Here is a 20,556-nt window from a genome sequence, read left to right as displayed (position 1 = left end):
ATGACCGAGCTGAAAATGACGAAAGCGCTGATGGCGAAGCTGTTCGTGCAAGTCGTGGTCTGGTTCGGATTGATGGGCGTGCTGTTGTTCGTTTCGGCGGGTACGCTGGCGTGGACGGGGGCGTGGCTGTGGCTCATCGAGTGGGCGTTGTGCGGCGTGTGGATCGGCCTGTGGCTTGGGCGCGAAGATCCGGGCCTCCTTGTCGAGCGCCTCGCGCCCTTTGCGCAACGCACGCAGCAGCCGTGGGACCGCGTGTTCATGCGGTGCGTCTCAGTGGGTTTTTGCGCGTGGCTGTGCCTGATGGGAATCGACGCCGTGCGCATGGGCTGGTCGCGTGTGCCGCTGTGGCTCAGTGTGCTCGGCGCCATCTTCATCTTCGTCGATATCTACGCGACGCGCGCGGTCTTTGCGGCGAACCGCTTTGCAGCGCCCGTAGTGAAGATTCAGAGCGAACGCGGGCATACGGTCAGCGACACCGGCCCGTATGCCTACGTGCGTCACCCAATGTATGGCTTCGCGCTGCTCTTTCTCGCCGGCACGCCGCTCATGCTCGGTTCGTGGTGGGGGCTTGCTTGCGTGCCCTTCATGGTCGTGGGGATCGGCTATCGCGCGGTGCGGGAAGAACAGACGCTCGCGGAGAATCTGCCCGGCTACCGCGACTACCTGGCGCGCGTGCGTTATCGCTTCGTGCCGGGCATATGGTAGTGCACAGGTAGTGCGAGACTAGCGCGTGGCGGGCGAACTCAGGGCTTGCGCGTAACGGCGATAGAGCCAGGCGAGCGCCGTGGTGGTGAGCAGCGCGAACACGATGTTGCCGATGCTCTGGCCAATGGCGAGCGCGGTGAGCCAACCCGGCTGCCGCACGATTTCGGGCGAGACGCCTGCGAGGCCCATGCCGATCAGCACGAGCAGGCCGCACACCGCGATGGGCAGCGCGGCGACGAAGGTGACTCCAAAGAGGCTCCAGAAGTGCCCGCGGCTGTCGCGCCATGCTGCGCCGAAGGCGATCGGGCTACCGACTGCAAGCGCCGGAAAGAGCAGCGAGAGGCGCACCGCCACGAACATCCAGATCGCAATGACCACGAGAAAGAGGAACGCCGCGCCGCCCTGGTATTGCGGCCGCAGCACGACCCACAGCACGAGCGCGAATGCGCCGAGCGCGACCGCCAGGATGAGGCCGACCGCGAAAATGCGCAGGAACGGCTTGGCCCCGGCTGGCATGAGCGGCGCGCTGCGCTCGCCTAGCAGCACGAAGCGCGAGATCTTGAGCGTGAACCAGAGGTAGACAAGCGAATTCAGGAGCGAGGCGAGATTGCCGAGCGCAATGAGCCCTGCGGAGGGCGTCGCGCCTTCGGCCGGCACGGGCCGCCCGGCGAGCCCGAACCAGCCGAGCGCCGCGTAGATCACGAAGGTCCCCACGACGAGAAACGGCATTTGCACGGCGGCCTGCCAGGCGCTCGCCCATGCGCGCTTGACGCATTCCATGAAGGTCATCTGTTGCATGAGGTTTCGCACGGGTGACAGAGAGCCTACAGTCTAACGCGGCGCCGTGAAATCGAGCGCGCTCGTGCAAATCCGCTTGCGCAAATCACTTTACGGCGAACAGCGTGAGGTTCATGAAGACCTTGAACGCGAACCCGAGCGACACGGCCGCGCCCACGCCCGCACACCAGAGGAGTACGAACCAGAGCCAGCCGGGCAGCGCCCGGCGCGCAATGTTAGTGGTAGTGATGGGTGTCGCCATGACGCACCTTGCCTCTAAAAACCCAGTAACCGAGCATCGTGTACGCAAGGATGATCGGCAGAATGAACGCTGCGCCCGCGAGCGTGAACATCTGGCTCTCGCGCGGCGCGGCGGCTTCCCACAGCGTGAGGCCCTGCGGAATCGCGTAGGGCCACAGGCTCACGAGCAGGCCCGCATAGCCGAGCAGCACGAGCCCGATGGCCGCGATAAAGGGCGTCTTGTGATGGCGCGCATGCACGGCCCAGCGCATCCACGCGGCGCAGGCGAGCACGAGCAGCGGCACTGGCGCGAGACGCCAGAAGAGGCCCGAACGGAACCAGCGTTCGGCGATGGCCGGGTCCTGCAGCGGCGTCCACAGGCTCACGAGCGCGATGAAGCCGAGCAGCATGACCGTGAGCGGCCAAACGAGCTTGCGCAGGCGGCGCTGCAGGTCACCCTCGGTCTTCGCGACGAGCCAGCAGCAGCCGAGCAACGCATAGGTCGCGACCAGCCCGAAGCCCGAGAGCAGGCTGAAGGGCGTGAGCCAGCCGAATGCGTCGCCGGCGAACTGGCCACCGTCCATCGGGATGCCTTGCAGGAATGCGCCGAGCGCGATGCCCTGGAAGAACGCCGCGCCCGTCGAGCCGCCAATGAACGCGAGGTCCCACAGATGCTTCGTGCGATTGGCCTTGGCGCGAATCTCGAACGACACGCCGCGGAATATCAGGCACGCGAGCATGAACACGAGCGGCAGGTAGAGTGCGGAAAGCACGGTCGAGTACACCACGGGGAACACGGCGAAAAGCCCCGCGCCGCCGAGCACGAGCCAGGTCTCGTTGCCGTCCCACACGGGGGCGACCGTGTTCATCATGAGATCGCGCTCTTCCTCGTCGGGAAAGAGTGGAAACACGATGCCGATGCCGAGATCGAAGCCGTCCAGCACCACGTAGAGAAGAACGCCGAGCGCGATGATCGCGGCCCAGATGACGGTGACATCCATTTGCTTGCTAGCCTCGTAACGATGAATGCGGGGAGCCTCAGGCGTCGATCAGCTGATCGGCGGCGGACATGGGGCGGCGTGCGGTCTGACTCACGGTGAGCGCAGGGTGCGCCACACGCGGTTCACGGGGCTCGTGGGGCGAATGTGGCTTGGTGTCGGGCAGAGCAGGACCCTTGCGCAGAAGCTTGAGCAGGTAGTAAATGCCCGTGCCGAACACGAGGAAGTACACCGCCACGAACGCCATCAGCGAAATGCCCACCTGTTGCGCCGTGAGCGGCGACACCGCTTGCGCCGTGCGCATCACGCCGTAGACGACCCACGGCTGACGGCCGGCTTCGGTCGTGACCCAGCCCGCGAGCAGCGTGATGAAGCCCGTCGGTCCCATGGCGAGCACGAAGCGCTGGAAACCGCGCGATTCGTAGAGCGTGCCACGGCGGCGCAGCACCCAGCCGATCACACCGAGCAGAATCATCAGGATCCCTAAGCCGACCATGACGCGGAAGCTCCAGAACAGCAGTGGCGAATTGGGCCGCTCGTCGGCGGGGAAGGACTTGAGTCCCTTGATCTCGCCGTCCCAGCTATGCGTGAGGATCAAGCTGCCCAGGTGGGGAATGGAAACGGCGTAGCGCGTCGTCTCGGCCTGCATGTCGGGAATGCCGAACAGATTGAGCGCCGTGCCGCCTTGTTCGGTATCCCAAATGCCTTCGATCGCGGCGATCTTGGCGGGCTGATATTCGCGTGTGTTCAGGCCGTGCGCATCGCCCACGAAGGCTTGCACCGGCGCGAGCACGAGCAGCAGGCCGAGCGCCATCGAGAACATCTTCTTGATGGCGGGGTCGCGCCGCCCCTTGAGCAGATGCCATGCGCCGCTCGCGGCCACGACGAGCGCGGCCACGATGAATGCGGCGATCGCCATGTGCGCGAGACGGTACGGGAACGACGGATTGAAGATGACCTTGAACCAGTCCACCGGCACGACGTGACCATCGACGACCTTGAAGCCTTGCGGCGTCTGCATCCAGCTATTCGAGGCGAGGATCCAGAACGTGGAAATGAGCGTGCCGATGGCGACCATCAGCGTCGCGCCGAAGTGGGCGCGCGGGCTCACGCGGTTCCAGCCGAACAGCATGATGCCGAGGAAGCCCGCTTCGAGAAAGAACGCGGTCATGACTTCGTACATCAGCAGCGGTCCGGTGATGGGGCCCGCGAACGACGAAAAGCCCGACCAGTTGGTGCCGAACTCATAGCTCATGACGACGCCGGACACGACGCCCATACCGAATGCCACGGCGAAGACCTTCGACCAGAAGAGGCAGAGGTCCTTGTAGAACGGTTGGCGCGTTTTGAGCCAGCAGGCTTCGAGCACGGCGATGAAACTCGCGAGGCCGATGGAGAGCGCCGGAAAGACGATATGAAACGAGACGGTGAAGGCGAACTGCAGCCGGGCCAGGTCGAAGGCGGAAAGTGACGTGTGCATATGCGTGCCTGTTGCTTGCTTACCGGGAAAAGCGCGGGAGAAACGTCGCACGGCGTGGCAGTGGGGGCGCTGCGCTTGCTTGCGATGGACGTAAGCGTAGGGGAACGGCGAAGGTTTTGCTGCGCTGCGACGTGCGCCAGCGTGTCGCAGTCGTCAATATCAACAAGACCAAAACATGCGCTAACGCATTGATACAGATCAATTTAGATTAAGCGCTCGTTGTGCAGAGGGGATGTGCGAACGGTGTTGCGCTGCGTCAATACACCGCGCAGCCGCATGGGGTGCGGCAATGTGCCTCGGCGTGAGGCGTGAGGAATCGTGCGGGGAGAATTCAGGCGCGCCTGGCGGCGCGAGCAGTGCGTGCGACGCCAGGCGGAAAAGATAAGGAATGCGATAGAAGTGGCGGCGTCAGCGCGGATCGCTCCACAGCTTGCCCGCCGTCGCCCAGTTTTCCGGCTTCACGTCGTGAAAGATGATGTCGACGGATTGCGGCTCGACGCCGAGCACCTTGCACGTGGTCTCGGTCAAGGCGGCGGCGAGCTGGCGTTTTTGTTCGACGCTGCGGCCTTCGAACATTTCGATGTGGAATGTCGGCATGCGGGTCTCCTTGAAAAGTTGGCGAGGCGATGGAATTGGCGCGATCAGTCGCGGTATGACGAATCGATGCGATCGAGCTTGCGCAGCAGCGCCGGCCATTCGAGCACGCCTTCGATCGCGCCGTCGTCGCGCAACTGCTCGGCCGTGCGTTCGGCCACCTCGGGCGGCGGCACGACGAGCGGCACGCCGCCGGCCTGCGCCTGCAACTGGATTTCGCAGCCCTTGACGAGCGTCGCCATCAGCACATAGGCTTCGGCCACCGTGCGGCCGGTGGTGAGCGTGCCGTGATTGCGCAGCAGCATGGCCGGGTGCGCGCCCAGGCTTGCCGTGAGGCGCGTGCCTTCGGCGGGCGTGAAGGCGAGGCCTTCGTAGTCGTGCCATGCAAGCTGGCCGTAAAAACGCAGCGCGTGCTGCGAGGCGGGCAAGAGGCCGTCGCGCTGCATCGATACGGCGATGCCCGCTGTATTGTGCAGATGCATCACGCACACGGCGTCGGGCCGCGCGAGATGGACGGCCGCGTGCAGCGCGAAGCCGGTGGCGTTCACGGGATGCTCGCTTTCGCCGACGATACGGCCTTCGGTGTCGATCTTCACGAGGTTCGAGGCGCGCACTTCGTCGAAGGCGAGGCCGAACGGATTGATGAGGAAGCGGCCCGCCTCGCCCGGTACGGCGGCGGAGACGTGCGTGTAGATGAGGTCGTCCCAGCCGTTGAGCGCGATGAGGCGGTAAGCGGCGGCGAGATCGACGCGCAGTTGCTGCTCGGCGGCGGAGCGCGGCGCGGTCTCGGCGCAGGTGCTCGTCGGGCGATGGGCGAAAGACATGGCGATTCCTTCAGCGGACGATGGACTCTTCAGACGGCGTGGATGACGCAGATTGCGCGCGCAGGCGTCGCGCCGCCGCGTGCACGCTCCAGCTTGCCAGCACGAACGGTGCGGTCAGCGCGGGCAGTCCGCAGCGCACGGCGGCCAGATGCAGGGCCGCGGCGAGCATGGTCGCACAGATCGCGGCGCGTGTGCCGAGCGCGCAGACCGCGAGTGCGGCGAGCGCGCCGTTGAAGCCCGCAAAGCCCGCGCCGAAGGCGTCCGGGCTCGCGCCGCACGCGAGTTCGAGCGCGCTCGCGAGCGCCGCGCCGCCGAGCGCGTAGGCTGCTGCGCGCCGCGACGACCAGGCGATACCCGCGAGCACGCATAGGCCCGCCGCCGCGCCCGATGCGAAGGTGGTTTGCGCGAGGCCGCTCAACACGCCGGCGGCGGCGTGTGCGGCGGCCGCAAGCGGTGTGCCGTGTGAGGAAAGCGGTGCTGCGGCGATTGCGCTGGCGATGGGGGCGTTGCCGGGGTGCAGCGGCAGCCAGATCCAGGTCGCGATGAGGCAGGGCGCGGAATACAGGCCGAGCCGGGCGCGAGCGAGACGGCGGTTCAACGGCCCGGCGATCCACGCGCTCGCGCCGCCCGCGATGAGCGCAAGCGCGGCCGCCGTGCCCGCATCGCCGACGAAGGTGAACGCCGCGAGCGCCGCGAGCGCGCCGTTGTAGCCTGCGAGGCCATCGTGGATCGCCGTTTCGGCGTGGCCCGCCACGAGCGCGCAGACGTTGGCCGCAGCGGCGCCGAGCAGGGCGGCGAAAGCCAGCCGCCAGTCGGTGAGCGCGAGCGCCGCAAACAGGCACGCGCCCGTTCCCGCGTGCGATTGCAGCACGATCTGGCCGAGGCTGCGCAGAAGCGCGCTGACAGCGGCGGTATCGGCAGTGTCGCCGGAAGCGGCGGAAAATCGGGTGGACATGGCGAAGGCGTGGCGTGCGGGTACGGGCGAGTGCGGCCCCGGTGCGAGGCGCACGGCCGGCCAGAATGCGAGCATAGGCGATGCAGACCGCTTCGCGCATGCGCGCGCGTTGATAGTCGCTATTTGCCGGCGAGGCGCGTTAGCGAGCCGGTTTTGCCTGCGGCGTTACGATACGTGCACGGCGGTCACGGTGACCATCACTGAAAGCGAGGCGAACGATGCGTGAAGTGCGTTGGGCATCCGAGACGGGCGAGGGTATCGAGCATCTGGCGTTCGATGCGCATTGCGGCCCGAAGTTTGGCGAAACAGGCGACACGATCCGTGCGGAAAGCGTCGTCGTCGGCGAGCGCTACGGCAAATCTTATGGCCTGTGCTACGCCATCGAGTGCGACGCGCAGTGGCGCGTGCGCTGGGCGGCGTTTCGCGTGATGGGCGGCCGCTCGCTCGTGCTCCACAGCGACGGCCTGGGCCATTGGCGAGACGGCGAGGGGCGCGCGCTGGAAGCGCTCAACGGCTGCATCGACATCGACATTGCCGCGACGCCGTACACGAACACGCTGCCGATCCGGCGTCTGGGCCTCGCGCGCGGCGAGCGCCAGCCGATTCGCGTGGTGTACATCGCCGCGCCCGAGCTGGAGCCAAAGCCCGCCGAGCAGGCCTATGTCTGCATCGAGCGCGATCGTGAATACCGTTACGAGGGCATCTTTCGCGACTTCACGGCGAACCTGCGCGTGGACGAAGATGGGCTCGTGATCGACTATCCCACGCTGTTCCGGCGCTTGCCAGCGCCTTAGTGCGCAAGCTTATGCTGCGCCGCCCGCGCTCTTGCCGAACAGCAACTGTTCGACCAGCGTGTTGTCGATGGTTTCGTTGTTGAGCGTGCGCGCGAGCAGTTCGCCCGCGAGCAGTTGGGGCGAAAACACCATATCTGGCTGCAAAAGACGCAGCCGCTGCAGGTTGCGGCTGTCGTTGACGAGCGCCACGGTGCGCACCTTCGGCGCGATCTCCTTGATCGCGAGAATCACGAAGGCGTTCTCGGCGTCGTCCGAGCGTAGCGCGAGTGCGGCGAGCGCGGTTTCGGCGCCCGCGTCGTGCAGCGTGGCGGTGTCGCTCGCATCGCCGATGATGAGATCCGCCTGCGGCGGATAGTTGTGCGGTGTATTCGGCGCGACGATCACGGTCGCCGCGTAGCCGCGCTTGAGGAGCCCCGCGTACACGCTATGCGCGAGCGGCGAGGCGCCGACGATCAGATAGTGGTTCTTGCGGGTCACGTTGGAAATGCCTCCCTTCACGATGCGTTTCAAATGGCCGCCGATCACGGGCCCGATCACGGCGCTGATCGAAGTCGCGAACACGGTGATGCCTAGCACGATGATCGACGCCGTGAAAAGCCGCGCGGTGTCCGAGCGCGGCACGATATCGCCGTAGCCGACGGTGGACATCGACACGATCGAGAAGTAGAACGCCGTGACGAGGTTGCGGATAGGCGGGTCGAAATCGTCGCCGAGATACAGCGAGCCGAACACCGCATAGACGACCAACGAGCCAATGCTCAGGAACGCGAACAGCGAGCCCACGGCGACGCTCGCGCGATCGAAGCGGCGCCAGTAGTAGATGAGCGCGCAGGCCAGTGCGAGCGAGAAGCCGGCGAGCGCGTGGCTGCGATAGTCGCCCCACAGGCAGATGCTGGCTGCGCCGGCAAGCAGCACCAGTGATAGCACCCACGCCACGCGCGCGCGCAGCGCGATGCCGAACGACATCATCGTGAGGCCGGTCGCAACGAGCGCCTGGGGCAGCGCGAGCACGCCGAACGCGTTGATGAGCGTGATCCAGTCGTCGAACCAGTTGCCGCGCGCGTGTTCGAGCGCTTTCTGCGCGACCGGGCGCACCAGCAGCAGGCCGTCGATCACCAGCAGCAAGGCCAGGTAGCCATGCGGCACTAGCCCTCTGGCGTAGCCGCGCAGGCGGCGCGCGCAGGCGTTCATTGCTGCGCTTGTTGCGTCGATTGCGTCGGTTGCGTGGGTTGCCCGGGTTCTGCCGGTTGCGTCTGCACGATGTGCAGCTCGCGCGTGCGCAGGGGCAGCGAGCAGTGCGCGTCATTGAGCGCCTGACGCACCTTGCGCGAAAGCTCCCAGCGCATGTCCCAGAAGGTGTCGATGTTCGACCACACGCGCACGTTGAGCACGGCGGTGCTGTCGTCGAAGCGCGCCACCATCACTTGCGGCGCGGGCGAGGCCAGCACGCGCGGGTCGGCGGCGGTGAGCATGCGCAGAGCGTCCATGGCGCGGTTCACGTCGTCGCGCACCGACACTTCCACTTCGAGGTCGAGCCGGCGCGTGGGATTGCGGCTGTAGTTGCGGATCGAATTGCTCCACAGCGCGCCATTCGGCACGTACTCGCAGATGCCGTCGGGTTTCGTGAGGCGCGTGGTGAAGAGGTTCACTTCCTCGACGGTGCCCGCGACGCTGGCGCCGGCGCCGCCGTCGATATAGTCGCCGACCTTGAACGGCCGCAGCAGCAACAGCATGATGCCGGCCGCGATGTTCTGCAGCGTGCCTTGCAGCGCGAGACCGATGGCGAGACCGGCCGCGCCGAGCACCGCGACGATGCTGGCGGTCTGGATGCCGATTTGCGAGAGTGCGCCGATGACGGCGACGAGTCGCACGCCCCACACGGCGGTGTCGCGCACGATGGGGCGCAGCGTGGGGTCGATGCCGCCGCCGCGCCGCGCGATCCAGTTGGCCACGCGCCGGGAGAACCACCAGCCGAACCAGAGGATCGCGAAGGCCGCGCATAAGCGCAGCGCAAGCGCGGAGAGCGCGTCCCACAGGAAGCCCCAATTGGCCGGGTGCAGCTGTTCGAGGAAGGGTTGCATGGCGAATCAGTCCTTGTCTTCGGAGCCTTGAGTCCGGCTCCGTTGCGAAAGGACGTATTGTACGAGCGGCGTTTCGCTTGCGGCGCGCGCGCGGCGTGCGGCCATGCTTTTGCGCGTCGCGCGTCAGCCTATGGGCGGCGTATCCGCGCCGGGCCCGAGCGTGCGCTGCATGAGCGCGGTGTCGCGCCACTCGCCGTGCTTGAAGCCGACGCCGCGCAGCGTGCCGGTCAGCGCGAAACCCAGGCGCTCGTGCAGTTTGAGCGAGCCGCCGCGCGGGTCGGCGACCACGGCGATCATCTGCCGCCACGGGCCTGCCTCGCAGCGCTCGATCAGCGCGTTAAGCAGCGTGTGGCCGAGTCCGCGGCCGCGAAAGGCCTCGTCGATATAGATCGAGTCTTCGACCGTGAAGCGGTACGCCGGACGTGGCCGGTAGGGCGTGGCATAGCAGTAGCCCGCCACGCGGCCGTCGATCTCGGCGATGAGCCAGGGCAGGCCGTGTTCGCGCACGGCGGCGTGGCGGCGCAGGAGTTCTTCGAGCGAGGGCGGCGTTTCCTCGAACGACGCCGTGCCGTGCAGCACGTGGTGCGCGTAGATCGCGGCGATGGCGGGAAAGTCGTCGGCGGTGGCGTCGCGCACGTGCGCGTCGGAGCGTGGGTTCATCGGTTGGAACGAGGCGCGAAGGCAAATGGGAAGGAGGTTTGCGTTCCTCACTATGCCTCGCGCGGGCGCGCTTTTGAAGCGCGCCAAAAAAGTCTGATCTAGACGCGCTGCGTGCCCGCGCGATTCGCGACAGAGGAAGCGCGGCTCGCGCGCCCGAAGCGCCGCGCGCCTGCCACGCACGCGATCACCACGGCGGTGACGGCGATCATCGCGGGCGGCACGGACTCGTGCAGCAGGAGCGCCGCGAGCACGAAGCCGAAGAACGGCTGCAGCAACTGCAATTGCCCAACACCCGCAATGCCGCCGAGCGCGAGCCCGCGATACCAGAATACGAAGCCGATCAGCATGCTGAAGAGCGACACATAGGCGAGCCCCCACCACGAGGCCGCGCCCACCGCGGCGAACGACGCGGGACGCAGCCACCATGCGAGCGGCGCCATCACGGGCAGCGAGATCACGAGCGCCCAGCAGATCACCTGCCAGCCGCCCAGGCGCCGCGAGAGCCGCGCGCCTTCCGCATAGCCGAGTCCGCACACGACGATCGCGGCGAGCATGAGCGCGTCGCCAAGCGGCGAGGCGTCGATGCCATGGCGCAGCGCGAACGCCACCACGGCGGCGCTTCCCGCCGCAGAAAAGATCCAGAAGGCCGGCTGCGGACGCTCGCCCGCACGCAGCACGCCGAACAAGGCCGTGGCGAGCGGCAGCAAGCCGACGAACACGATGGCGTGCGCCGAGCTTACGTGCTGGAGCGCAAGCGCCGTGAAGAGCGGAAAGCCCACCACCACGCCGAGCGCAACGATGACGAGCGGCCAGACCTCGGCGCGCGCGGGCCGCGCCGCGCGCAGCGCGAGAAGCAGCACCACGCTGAGCCCGCCCGCGATGGTCGCACGCACGCCGGTGAGGAACACGGGGTCGAGGCCAAGCACGGCGAGCCGTGTGGCGGGCAGCGAGCCGCTGAAAATGAGGACGCCTGCAAGGCCGCAGAGCCAGCCGTCGGTGGTGGGATCGAGCGTTTTTCGCATGGGCTTTGGCAAGGGGAAATATCGGAGATCGATCCGCTGATGATGCGCGCCGCGCCGCACGAAGGTAAGCTACAGATCAGTACAATTTGTTCAAACTGTATTGAACACGGAGCAGTACAGATGAAAGACAGATCGAGGACGCAAGCCCTGCCCATGACGCGCGTCGAGCAGGTGATGCAGGCGCTGCGCGAGCGCATTGCCGCGCGGGCGCTGGCCGCGGGCGCGCGCGTGCCGTCCATCCGGGCGATGAGCGAGCAGCTTGGCGTGTCGAATTCGACGGTGGTGGAGGCCTACGAGCGCCTCGTCGCCGAAGGCGTGCTCGTCGCGCGGCGTGGCGCGGGATTTTTCGCGGCCGGGCACGCGCCGCCGCTCGCACTCGCCGCGCTCGGGCCGCAGCTCGACCGCGAGATCGATCCGCTCTGGCTCACGCGCCAGTCGCTGCAGACCGAGGCCGACGCGCTGCGGCCCGGCTGCGGCTGGCTGCCCGCCTCGTGGCTGCCGCAGGACGCTGTGCGGCGCGCGCTGCGCGCCCTCGCACGCGACCCGCGCGCGCCGCTCACCGATTACGCGTCGCCGCTCGGCCTACCGGCGCTGCGCCAGCAACTGGCATGGCGGCTCGGGCAGCACGGCGTGGAGGCCGCGCCCGGGCAGATCGTGCTGACCGACGGCGGCACCCAGGCGCTCGACCTGCTGTGCCGCTTTCTGCTGGAGCCGGGCGACACAGTGCTCGTTGACGACCCGTGCTACTTCAATTTCCAGGCCCTGCTGCGCGCGCATCGCGTGCGCGTGGTCGGCGTGCCGTACACGCCGGCGGGCCCGGATCTCGCCGCGTTCGAGCGCACGCTGGCCGAATCGCGCCCGCGCCTTTACGTGACGAACTCGGCGGTCCACAACCCCACTGGCGCGACGCTCGCGCCCGCCGTCGCGCATCGACTGCTCAAGCTCGCGGAGGAACACGACCTCCTGATCGTCGAGGACGACATCTTCGCCGATTTCGAGATCGAGCCCGCGCCGCGCCTCGCGGCCTTCGACGGGCTCGCGCGCGTCGTGACGATCGGCAGCTTTTCGAAGACGATGTCGGCGGCGGCGCGCTGCGGTTTCATTGCGGCGCGCGCCGACTGGATCGAGCCGCTCGTGGATCTCAAGCTCGCGGTCTCGTTCGGCAATGGGGAGATGGTGGCCGAGCTGGTGCACCGCTTGCTCGTGGACGGCACGTATCGGCGGCATCTGGACGGCTTGCGCGCGAAGCTCGCCGACGCCATGGGCGACACGCTGCAGCGGCTTTCGGCTTTGGGCCTGACCGCATGGACGCGTCCGCAGGCGGGCTTATTCGTATGGGCGCGGTTGCCGGACGGACTCGACGCCGCGCAGATCGCGCGCGAGGCGTTGGCGGAAGGCGTGGTGCTCGCGCCGGGCAACGTGTTCAGCGTGTCGCGCAGCGCGGGCGATTTTCTGCGTTTCAATGTTTCGCAGTGCAATCGTCCGAAGGTCTACGAAACATTACAGCGCGCGATGGAGCGGGTGGCGCAGCCTGCATGAAGCGGCCGCGCCCGTGTATCACGGTTCGTGTCGCAGATAGCCTTCCTTCGACGGATCGCGCATGCGCCACGAGACGATCAGCGAAATCGCGCACAGTGCAGTCACGTACCAGTAGAACGTGGACTCGCTGCCGACCGACTTGAACCACAGCGCGACGTATTCGGCCGAGCCGCCGAACAGCGCGTTCGCTACCGCGTAAGAGAGGCCCACGCCCATCGCACGCACTTCGGGCGGGAACATCTCGGCCTTGATGAGGCCGCTGATCGACGTGTAGAAGCTGACGATCGCCAGCGCCGCCGTGATCAGCGCGAACGCGGCCACAGGGCTCGACACGTCCTTGAGCGCGTGCATGAGCGGCACCGTGCCGATCACCGCGAATGCGCCGAACAGGATCATCGACGTGCGGCGGCCGATCTTGTCGGAAAGCGCACCGAACACCGGCTGCATCAGCATGTAGACGAAGAGCGCGCAGGTCATCACGTTGCTGGCGGTTTTCGCGTGCATGCCGGCCGTGTTCACGAGGTACTTCTGCATGTAGGTCGTGAACGTGTAGAAGATCAACGAGCCGCCCGCCGTGAAGCCCACCACCGTGAAGAACGCGCCCTTGTGCTGCCACACGCCGCGAATCGTGCCCGCGTCGCGCTTGTGGCGCGACTCGCTCGTCGAGGTTTCGTTGAGCGACTTGCGAAGGTAGAGCGAGATCAGCGCGGCGAATGCGCCGACCACGAACGGAATGCGCCAGCCCCAGGCCTTCAGTTCTTCGGTGGAAAGCGTTTGCTGCAGGATCACGAGCACGAGGAGCGCACAGAGCTGGCCGCCGATCAGCGTGACGTACTGGAACGACGCGAAGAAGCCGCGCCGGCCCTTGAGCGCGACCTCGCTCATGTAGGTCGCGCTCGTGCCGTACTCGCCACCCACCGAAAGCCCCTGGAAGAGCCGCGCGAGCAGGAGCAGGAACGGGGCGAACGCGCCGATCTGCGCGTAGGTGGGCAGCATGGCGATCACGAGCGAGCCGCCGCACATCATGAGCACCGAGATCATCATCGCGGTGCGGCGGCCGTGGCGGTCGGCGATGCGGCCGAACAGCCAGCCGCCAATGGGGCGCATGAGGAAGCCCGCGGCGAACACGCCGGCGGTGTTGAGCAACTGCGTGGTGGTGTTGCCGCTCGGAAAGAACGCGGGCGCGAAATACAGCGCGCAGAACGAGTAGATATAGAAGTCGAACCACTCGACGAGATTGCCCGACGAGGCGCCGACGATGGCGAATACGCGTCGTCTCGTGTCTTGCGCGGATAGCGTGGCTTGGTCGGTCTGGACGTCCATGGGCGGGTCTTCTCCTTCGTTGTGTGTTTTGTGGCGAGCGGCCGTCATGCAGCCGTCGCGAGAGTTGGAACGCGCGCCGCCGGGTCCGGCGCGCGATGCCCGCGATTTTAGCTAACTGTAATTAAATGTGTGGAAAATGTAATGATTGTGCGAGAGCGGGCCACGAACTGGCCCCATCAGGCCCCATCAGGCCGATGTGATGCCGGTTCGCGTGGCCCCAAAAAAAGCCAGCGGGGCCCGCTGGCTTTGGGAGGAAGCAAGGAGGTGCGCTCAATGCTGCTTGCGCAGCGGCACGTCGCGCAACAGCAACGACAGCGCGAACGAGAACACCACCACGACCGCAGCCGCGAGATAAACCGTGTGCAGCGCGCCGGCGAACGCATCGAGATACTGCGCGTGCAGCGTGGGCGGCAGATGGTGGATCACGTCGGGCGTGAGCGGCTGCGGCAGTTCCACGTCGGCGGTAAGCACCTTTTCGAGCCGCGCGTGCAGTCCGTGCGAGAACACGGCGCCGAACGCGGCCACCCCCACCGAGCCGCCAATCGAACGGAACAGCGTCGCGCCCGACGTGGCCACGCCCATGTGGCGAAACTCCACGGCGTTCTGCACGGCGAGGATCAGCACCTGCATCACCATGCCCAGGCCGCAGCCGAGCAGGCCCATGTAGAGGTACATGCGGTGAATGGGCGTGTCGATCTGCAGGCGCGCGAGCAGCATCATCGCCACGGCCACGAGTGCCGTGCCCGCGATCGGGAATATGCGGTACTTGCCGATCTTGCTGATGATGCGGCCCGTGATGATCGACATCACGAGCACGCCGCCCATCATCGGCAGCATCTGCATGCCGGCCTGCGAGGGCGTCGAGCCCTTCACCACCTGCAGATAGAGCGGCAGGAACGTGACCGAGCCGAACAGCGACACGCCCACGATGAAGCCGATCAGGCTCGCGAGCACGAAGGTGCGCTCGCGAAAGAGTTCGAGCGGCATGATGGGTTCGGCGGCGTGCTTTTCCTCGTGGATGAAGCCCGCCACGGCCACGATGCCGAGCAGCAGCGTGAGCCAGAGCGTGGGTGAAGTCCACGGCAGGAGCGAGCCGCCCTCGCTCGTGAAAAGGATCAGGCAGGTGAGGGCAGCGGCGAGCCAGCCCGCGCCCATGTAGTCGATCACGTGCTTCACGTGCGCAGCGCGCGGCTTGAACACCGCGCCGATCACCACGAGCGCGATCGCGCCGAGCGGCAGGTTGATATAAAAAATCCAGCGCCACGACAGATGCTCGACGAGGAAGCCGCCGAGCAGCGGCCCGATCACCGTGGCGATGCCGAACACGCCGCCGAACATGCCCTGATACTTGCCGCGCTGCGCGGGCGGGATCACATCGCCGATGGCGGCCATCGTCACGACCATCAGGCCGCCGCCGCCAATGCCCTGCAGTGCGCGCAGCACGATGAGCTGCTCCATGTTCTGCGCCACGCCGCAAAGCGCCGAACCGATCAGGAAGATCACGATGGCGGCCTGCAGCACGATCTTGCGCCCGTACAGGTCGCCGAACTTGCCGTAGAGCGGCACGACGATCGTCGAGGTGAGCAGGTAGGCCGTGACGACCCACGAGAGCCGGTCGAGCCCGCCCAGCTCGCCGACGATGGTGGGCAGCGCCGTCGAGACGATGGTCTGGTCGAGCGCGGCCAGCAGCATGACGAGCAGGAGCGCCGGAAACAGCAGCCGGATCGGCGGATGGCCGCCCCGCGGATGGCCGCCCCGCAGATCGGCGGCCGCCGGGTCCGACGCCAGCGCCGCTGCTTTCGCGTGAGCGCCAGCCCCCGCCGTAGCGGGCACAGGGTGTTTCGTGCTGGGTTCCATCGTGTCCATTTGTCTTGAAATTAATTAATTCGGAGGTTAATATTAGGACAATTATTCCAGTTGGTCAAAATTCAATGTGTTACCCGATAAAACGCCTATGAACGCGCCAGAACCCTCCCTCGACAGCGCAGGCGGCACGGCCGGCCGGGCCGCCGGGCGCCGCCCCGGCCGGCCGAGTGGCGGCGTGGGCGGGGCGGAGCAGCGCGCGCGTCTAATCGACGCCGCACTTGCGTTGTTCGCGCGCCAGGGCATCCTCGACACGTCGCTTGCCGCCATCGCCCGCGAGGCAGGCGTGACGCCTGCGATGGTCCACTACTACTTCAAGACGCGCGATCAACTGATCGACGTGCTGATCGACGAGCGTTTCGTGCCGCTGCGCGAGGCGCTCGGCGACATCTTCGCGGAGCATCCCGACGATCCCGTGACAGCGCTCACCGCGCTGGCGCAGCGCTTCGTGGCGGTGGGGCAGCGCAATCCGTGGTTTCCGCCGCTGTGGGTGCGCGACGTCATCAGCGAGGGCGGCGTGCTGCGCCAGCGCATGCTCGAGCGCCTGGGCCGCGAGCACCAGGAAAAGGCCCACACGGCAATTGCGCGCTGGCAGCGCGAGGGCAGGCTCAACGCGGCGCTGGAGCCTTCGCTGCTGTTCCAGTCGCTGATGGGCCTCACGCTGCTGCCGCTCGCCACCAGCCAGATGTGGCGCGGCGACGCGCAGCAGCCTCGTGTCGGCGTCGAGGCGATCGCGCGCCATGCGGTCGCGCTCATCACCGAGGGCGTGGGGCCTGGGCGCATCGACGCATGCGCCGATACGGGCATTGATACGGATTAGTCGCCGACTTTCGCCGTGGTACGCTCCGTGACCTTTGCGGCACGGCTCGTGCGCAGTGCCGCGCGAATGTTTCCCGGTCGAGGTCCGGTCTGCCTTCTTCTTCCGTTTCTTCCCGCGCTTGTGTCAATCAAGCGCCCGCCATCGTCTGGTTTCGCGACGATCTCCGGCTTGCCGACCAGCCCGCGCTCGCGCAGGCCGCGGCGAGCGGCTTTCCGCTGATCTGCGTCTGGATCCACGATCCGCACGCCTCGGGCGAGCGCCCGGAAGGCGGTGCGGCGCGCTGGTGGCGCCATGAATCGCTGCGCGCGCTCGCAGCGGCGCTGGCTGCTCGCGACGGTCGCCTGCTTCTCTTGCAGGGCGACGAAGCGGCAACGCTGGACGCCCTCGTCACGGAAACCGGCGCGCAAGCCGTGTACTGGAACCGCCGCTACGGCGCGGCGCAACGCGAGGTCGATCGCGCCCTCAAAACCTCGCTGCGCGAGCGCGGCGTCAGTGTCGAAAGCTTCAGCGGTCAGCTCCTCAACGAGCCGTGGACGGTGCTCAATCAGTCCGGCGAGCCGTTCCAGATCTTCAGCGCGTACTGGCGCGCCTGCCTGCGCATGGGCGATCCGCCGCCGCCGGAAGGCGAACCCGAACGGATGATTTTTCAATCGCTGCCAGCACGTCTTACTCAACGCGCATCGAAACTCGACGCGCTCGGCCTCGCGCCGCGCGCGCCCGACTGGTCGGGCGGCTTGTGCGCCGCCTGGCCGGCGGGCGAGGAAGCCGCGCTGGAGCGCCTGCGCGCGTTCCTCGCCACCGACCTCGACGCCTACGCCGGCGAGCGCGACGAACCCGGCGACGCCACCACGAGCCGCCTCTCCCCGTATCTTGCCGTCGGCGCGATTTCGCCGCGCCAGGTCTGGGCGGCGCTCAGGGCGGCGCAGCACCCACACGGACGTGGATCGGCGCGCCGTGCCGCGAGCGCCGAAAAGTTCGCGAGCGAACTGGGCTGGCCGGAGTTCTGTCATTACCAGCGCTTTCACTACGCCGATCTGGCAACGCGCAATCTGCGTCCCGCTTTCGACGCCATGCCATGGCGCAAGGACGCTGCTGGCCTGAAAGCGTGGCAGCGCGGGCTGACCGGCTACCCGCTCGTCGATGCCGGCATGCGCGAGCTTTGGCACACGGGCTGGATGCACAACCGCGTACGCATGGTCGCTGCGTCGTTCCTGAGCAAGCATCTGCTGATCGACTGGCGCGCGGGCGAGTCCTGGTTCTGGGACACGCTCGTCGACGCCGACCCGGCCAGCAACCCGGCCAACTGGCAGTGGGTGGCGGGCTCGGGCGTGGATGCCGCGCCGTATTTCCGCATCTTCAATCCGGTGCTGCAGGGCCAGAAGTTCGACCCGCGCGGCGCCTACGTGCGGCACTGGGTGCCGGAACTGGCGGGCCTGCCCGATGCGCTCGTGCATCAGCCGTGGAAGGCCAGCGCGCAGCAGCTCGAAGCGGCGGGTGTGCGCCTCGGCCAAAATTATCCAGAACCTGTCGTCGAGCACGAACTGGCGCGCCAGCGTGCACTCGAAGCCTATGCGCAAACCGGTAAAGCCAAGGGCCTCGCCGCTTCGCGACCGGGCCCGAAGCAGGACGCAAGTCGGGGTGCAAAACAGGGCGGCAAAGCGTGAGCGCGGCCGTCATCGGGCTGTCTTGTGATGCGGCTATTGTGCGCGGCGCGGATGGGCGCACTCGCAGCACGCAGGAACCGGACGGCATTAAGATTGCTCTATCAGGACGGCCCGCGTTGCCGCACGCCCAACGTTACACCGGGCTCGTAGCCTCGCGGCACTCGGCCTGACAGACAGAAAGGCATGTAAGCAAACACAATGAACGCAGTACACAAACTCGACCGGACGACCATCGTCCTCGTCGAAGACGACCCGCACAGCCGGGCGTCACTGACTTCGCTGCTCGAGGCGGAGGGTGCGCATGTCGTGGCGGTCGAAGACGCCGAAACGGGCGTCGAAGCGGCCCTGAGCCTGCACCCCGACGCCGTGGTCTGCGATCTCGACCTGCCGGCCATGGACGGCTTCTACCTGATCCAGCGTCTGCGCGACTACGAAATTCGCGGCGATCACACACCGACCGTCGCGGTCGCGCTCACGGGCCATACCGGCGAAAGCTGGCGTTTGCGCAGCATCGGCGAAGGCTTCCAGCACTTCATGACCAAGCCGGCCCGGCCGGAAGAACTCGTGACGCTGCTGAGCGACGCGATCGACGCGCGCCAGTCGCTGTGACGTAGCGCGCTGCGAGACGGGAAACGTGCGGGTGCTGATGGGCTAAAGCGCCGCGACATGCGGCGCGGCTGATCCGTTGCCTGCGCTGGACTGCGGGCAAAAACGGTTGGCTAACGGGCTAGGACTGCGCGGCGGCTTCGGGCGCGGCAGCGGCGCCCGGCTGGGCAGCCTTGTCGGTTTGACTAGCCTGATTAGCTTGACTTCGCTGGCATTGCGCGCAGAGGCCCTTGAGCTCGATGCCGTCGCCGGCGAGCCGGTAGCCCGCGGCCTCGATCTGCGCAACTAACGCCTGGCGCAGCTTGGGCTCGTGCAACTCGGTGACGTTGCCGCACTGCTGGCACACCACGAGAATGCCGTGCTGACACTGCGTGAGGTCGTGGCACACGGCGAACGCGTTGATCGACTCGATGCGGTGGATGAGGCCCGCCGACAGCAGGAAGTCGAGCGCCCGGTAGACCGTGGGCGGCGCCGAACCCGGATGGATCTGGCGCATTTCGTCGAGCAGGGAATACGCCTTGGTCGCGCGTCCCGAGGCGAGCAGCAACTCCAGCACCTTGCGGCGGATCGGCGTGAGCTTTTCGCCGCGCTCGCGGCAATAGGCCTCCGCCATCGCGAGCGCGGACTCGACCGAAGCGCCCTCGGCGCCGTCGTGCGAGTGGGCGTGGCCGTGATCGTGCGCGTGGTCGTGCGCCTCGCCGTGCAAGGCCGAGGCGTCCGGGGACGGTTTTGCTGTCTTCATGCTTGCGATTATACGGGGCGCGCCGCCGGGCCGCCCGCGCCGCCGTGGAGCGACGGCTCAGGTGAGCGGCAGATCGATGTACTTGCGGAAGCCCTGGCGCTGCGCGATGCGCTGATACCAGCGCTCGATATTCGGCAGCGGCTCGCGCTCCACGCCTTCGAGCCCGAACCAGCGCCGCGCGTACGCGCCGAGCACGATGTCGGCGAGCGAGAAACGCTCGTTTTCCATGAAGAAGCGGCCTTGCAGATGGTGGTCGAGCAGCCGCCAAAGCGGGGTCAGCTGATCGAAGTCGGCCGCGAGCTTCGCCGTGTCGCGCTTTTCGGGCGGCGTGCGCACGAGCGCGAGGAACACCGGACGCTCGGCGGGCGCGAGCGTGCCGATCGACCAGTCGAGCCAGCGCTCGATCGCGGCGCGCACCTTCGGGTCGGTCGGGTAGAGCAGGCTCGAGGGGCCGTACTCCATCGCCAGATACCGCAGGATCGCGTTCGACTCCCACAGCACGAACGTGCCGTCGGCGATCGTCGGGATCTTGCCGTTCGGATTCATGGCGAGATAGGAAGGCTCGTTGAGATGGCCGAACGGGCCGCCCGCGTCGAGGCGCTGGAACGGCAGCACGAGTTCATCGCAACACCACAGGACTTTCTGGACATTCACCGAATTGGCGCGTCCCCAGATCGTAATCATCTGGCGCGTACTCCTTGCAAGGGGAAAAAGGGTCAAGCCTGGCGCAGGCCGCCACGATACACGATTCTCGCGCGGTTTTTTTGCGCAGCCCGGCATTTCGTAGAATAGGCGCTGCGCGGCGCTGTGAGTTCCGCTGTCGCGCCCGATTCGTGCGGCGCCGCTCCCTCGCTTTCCTGCGCGGCCGT

Annotated in this window: 21 protein-coding genes; 6 read left to right on the top strand and 15 right to left on the bottom strand. The window is 67.1% G+C overall.

The features are described 5' to 3' along the window. The first annotated feature begins 27 nt into the window (after positions 1-27). Positions 28-705 carry an isoprenylcysteine carboxylmethyltransferase family protein gene (locus M3I54_RS02095; protein ID WP_254332699.1) on the top strand — a complete coding sequence of 226 codons (678 nt, stop codon included), beginning with the start codon at positions 28-30 and terminating at the stop codon, positions 703-705. A gap of 18 nt (positions 706-723) precedes the next feature. On the opposite strand, the gene M3I54_RS02090 is transcribed toward M3I54_RS02095, so the two are convergent. From M3I54_RS02090 to M3I54_RS02060, 7 genes are all read right to left on the bottom strand, one after another. Further along, positions 724-1,503 (bottom strand): hypothetical protein, encoded by a 780-nt coding sequence (locus tag M3I54_RS02090; protein ID WP_254332630.1) that lies wholly within the window; start codon positions 1,501-1,503, stop codon positions 724-726. An 85-nt stretch (positions 1,504-1,588) separates the two neighbouring features. Next, the gene (locus M3I54_RS02085) at positions 1,589-1,744 is read right to left on the bottom strand and encodes a hypothetical protein (RefSeq protein WP_254332629.1); all 156 of its coding nucleotides are present in this window, start codon (positions 1,742-1,744) and stop codon (positions 1,589-1,591) included. Continuing rightward, positions 1,719-2,723, bottom strand: coding sequence for a cytochrome d ubiquinol oxidase subunit II (gene cydB / locus M3I54_RS02080; protein WP_254332627.1), 1,005 nt, complete (start codon positions 2,721-2,723; stop codon positions 1,719-1,721). The genes M3I54_RS02085 and cydB overlap by 26 nt, the downstream gene beginning before the upstream one ends. A gap of 37 nt (positions 2,724-2,760) precedes the next feature. After that, positions 2,761-4,200 carry a cytochrome ubiquinol oxidase subunit I gene (locus M3I54_RS02075; RefSeq protein ID WP_254332625.1) on the bottom strand — a complete coding sequence of 480 codons (1,440 nt, stop codon included), beginning with the start codon at positions 4,198-4,200 and terminating at the stop codon, positions 2,761-2,763. Between the two features lie 408 nt (positions 4,201-4,608). Continuing rightward, positions 4,609-4,797, bottom strand: coding sequence for a 4-oxalocrotonate tautomerase (locus M3I54_RS02070; RefSeq protein ID WP_028205614.1), 189 nt, complete (start codon positions 4,795-4,797; stop codon positions 4,609-4,611). 44 nt (positions 4,798-4,841) lie between these two features. Further along, positions 4,842-5,618, bottom strand: coding sequence for a class II aldolase/adducin family protein (locus tag M3I54_RS02065; protein WP_254332623.1), 777 nt, complete (start codon positions 5,616-5,618; stop codon positions 4,842-4,844). Between the two features lie 10 nt (positions 5,619-5,628). After that, positions 5,629-6,648: an urea transporter gene (locus M3I54_RS02060; protein WP_254332621.1), complete on the bottom strand. Its 1,020-nt coding sequence runs from the start codon at positions 6,646-6,648 to the stop codon at positions 5,629-5,631. Positions 6,649-6,791: 143 nt separating this feature from the next. On the opposite strand from M3I54_RS02060, the gene M3I54_RS02055 reads away from it, so the two are divergent. Then, positions 6,792-7,367, top strand: coding sequence for a putative glycolipid-binding domain-containing protein (locus tag M3I54_RS02055; protein WP_254332619.1), 576 nt, complete (start codon positions 6,792-6,794; stop codon positions 7,365-7,367). A gap of 9 nt (positions 7,368-7,376) precedes the next feature. Here the strand turns inward: M3I54_RS02055 and kch are convergent, their stop codons facing one another. The 4 genes from kch to M3I54_RS02035 form a co-directional block, all read right to left on the bottom strand. Continuing rightward, positions 7,377-8,558 carry a voltage-gated potassium channel protein gene (kch, locus tag M3I54_RS02050; RefSeq protein ID WP_254332617.1) on the bottom strand — a complete coding sequence of 394 codons (1,182 nt, stop codon included), beginning with the start codon at positions 8,556-8,558 and terminating at the stop codon, positions 7,377-7,379. Beyond that, the gene (locus M3I54_RS02045; protein ID WP_254332615.1) at positions 8,555-9,448 is read right to left on the bottom strand and encodes a mechanosensitive ion channel family protein; all 894 of its coding nucleotides are present in this window, start codon (positions 9,446-9,448) and stop codon (positions 8,555-8,557) included. The genes kch and M3I54_RS02045 overlap by 4 nt, the downstream gene beginning before the upstream one ends. A gap of 123 nt (positions 9,449-9,571) precedes the next feature. Continuing rightward, positions 9,572-10,108 (bottom strand): GNAT family N-acetyltransferase, encoded by a 537-nt coding sequence (locus M3I54_RS02040; protein ID WP_254332613.1) that lies wholly within the window; start codon positions 10,106-10,108, stop codon positions 9,572-9,574. Positions 10,109-10,206: 98 nt separating this feature from the next. Beyond that, positions 10,207-11,130, bottom strand: coding sequence for a DMT family transporter (locus M3I54_RS02035; protein WP_254332611.1), 924 nt, complete (start codon positions 11,128-11,130; stop codon positions 10,207-10,209). A 120-nt stretch (positions 11,131-11,250) separates the two neighbouring features. Between M3I54_RS02035 and M3I54_RS02030 the strand changes: the two genes are divergently transcribed. Next, positions 11,251-12,669: a PLP-dependent aminotransferase family protein gene (locus M3I54_RS02030; protein WP_254332609.1), complete on the top strand. Its 1,419-nt coding sequence runs from the start codon at positions 11,251-11,253 to the stop codon at positions 12,667-12,669. 18 nt (positions 12,670-12,687) lie between these two features. On the opposite strand, the gene M3I54_RS02025 is transcribed toward M3I54_RS02030, so the two are convergent. Together M3I54_RS02025 and M3I54_RS02020 are read right to left on the bottom strand one after the other, a co-directional pair. After that, positions 12,688-13,992 carry an MFS family transporter gene (locus tag M3I54_RS02025; RefSeq protein WP_254332607.1) on the bottom strand — a complete coding sequence of 435 codons (1,305 nt, stop codon included), beginning with the start codon at positions 13,990-13,992 and terminating at the stop codon, positions 12,688-12,690. 270 nt (positions 13,993-14,262) lie between these two features. Next, the gene (locus tag M3I54_RS02020; protein WP_254332605.1) at positions 14,263-15,849 is read right to left on the bottom strand and encodes an MDR family MFS transporter; all 1,587 of its coding nucleotides are present in this window, start codon (positions 15,847-15,849) and stop codon (positions 14,263-14,265) included. Positions 15,850-15,946: 97 nt separating this feature from the next. On the opposite strand from M3I54_RS02020, the gene M3I54_RS02015 reads away from it, so the two are divergent. The 3 genes from M3I54_RS02015 (at position 15,947) to M3I54_RS02005 (ending at position 18,948) form a co-directional block, all read left to right on the top strand. Then, positions 15,947-16,675 carry a TetR/AcrR family transcriptional regulator gene (locus tag M3I54_RS02015; RefSeq protein ID WP_254332603.1) on the top strand — a complete coding sequence of 243 codons (729 nt, stop codon included), beginning with the start codon at positions 15,947-15,949 and terminating at the stop codon, positions 16,673-16,675. Positions 16,676-16,764: 89 nt separating this feature from the next. Continuing rightward, entirely contained in the window at positions 16,765-18,339 is a 1,575-nt protein-coding gene (locus M3I54_RS02010; RefSeq protein ID WP_254332697.1) for a deoxyribodipyrimidine photo-lyase, read from the top strand. Between the two features lie 198 nt (positions 18,340-18,537). Further along, entirely contained in the window at positions 18,538-18,948 is a 411-nt protein-coding gene (locus M3I54_RS02005; protein ID WP_254332601.1) for a response regulator, read from the top strand. 118 nt (positions 18,949-19,066) lie between these two features. On the opposite strand, the gene M3I54_RS02000 is transcribed toward M3I54_RS02005, so the two are convergent. Next, positions 19,067-19,687: a Fur family transcriptional regulator gene (locus M3I54_RS02000; RefSeq protein ID WP_254332599.1), complete on the bottom strand. Its 621-nt coding sequence runs from the start codon at positions 19,685-19,687 to the stop codon at positions 19,067-19,069. 57 nt (positions 19,688-19,744) lie between these two features. Beyond that, positions 19,745-20,371 (bottom strand): glutathione S-transferase family protein, encoded by a 627-nt coding sequence (locus tag M3I54_RS01995; protein WP_254332597.1) that lies wholly within the window; start codon positions 20,369-20,371, stop codon positions 19,745-19,747. Positions 20,372-20,556: the final 185 nt, after the last annotated feature.

It is taken from the genome of Paraburkholderia sp. CNPSo 3274, from assembly GCF_024206475.1.
In the GTDB taxonomy this organism is placed as follows: domain Bacteria; phylum Pseudomonadota; class Gammaproteobacteria; order Burkholderiales; family Burkholderiaceae; genus Paraburkholderia.
The sequence above is the reverse complement of the archived record's forward strand: the minus strand, read 5'-3'. Positions and strand labels throughout refer to the sequence as shown.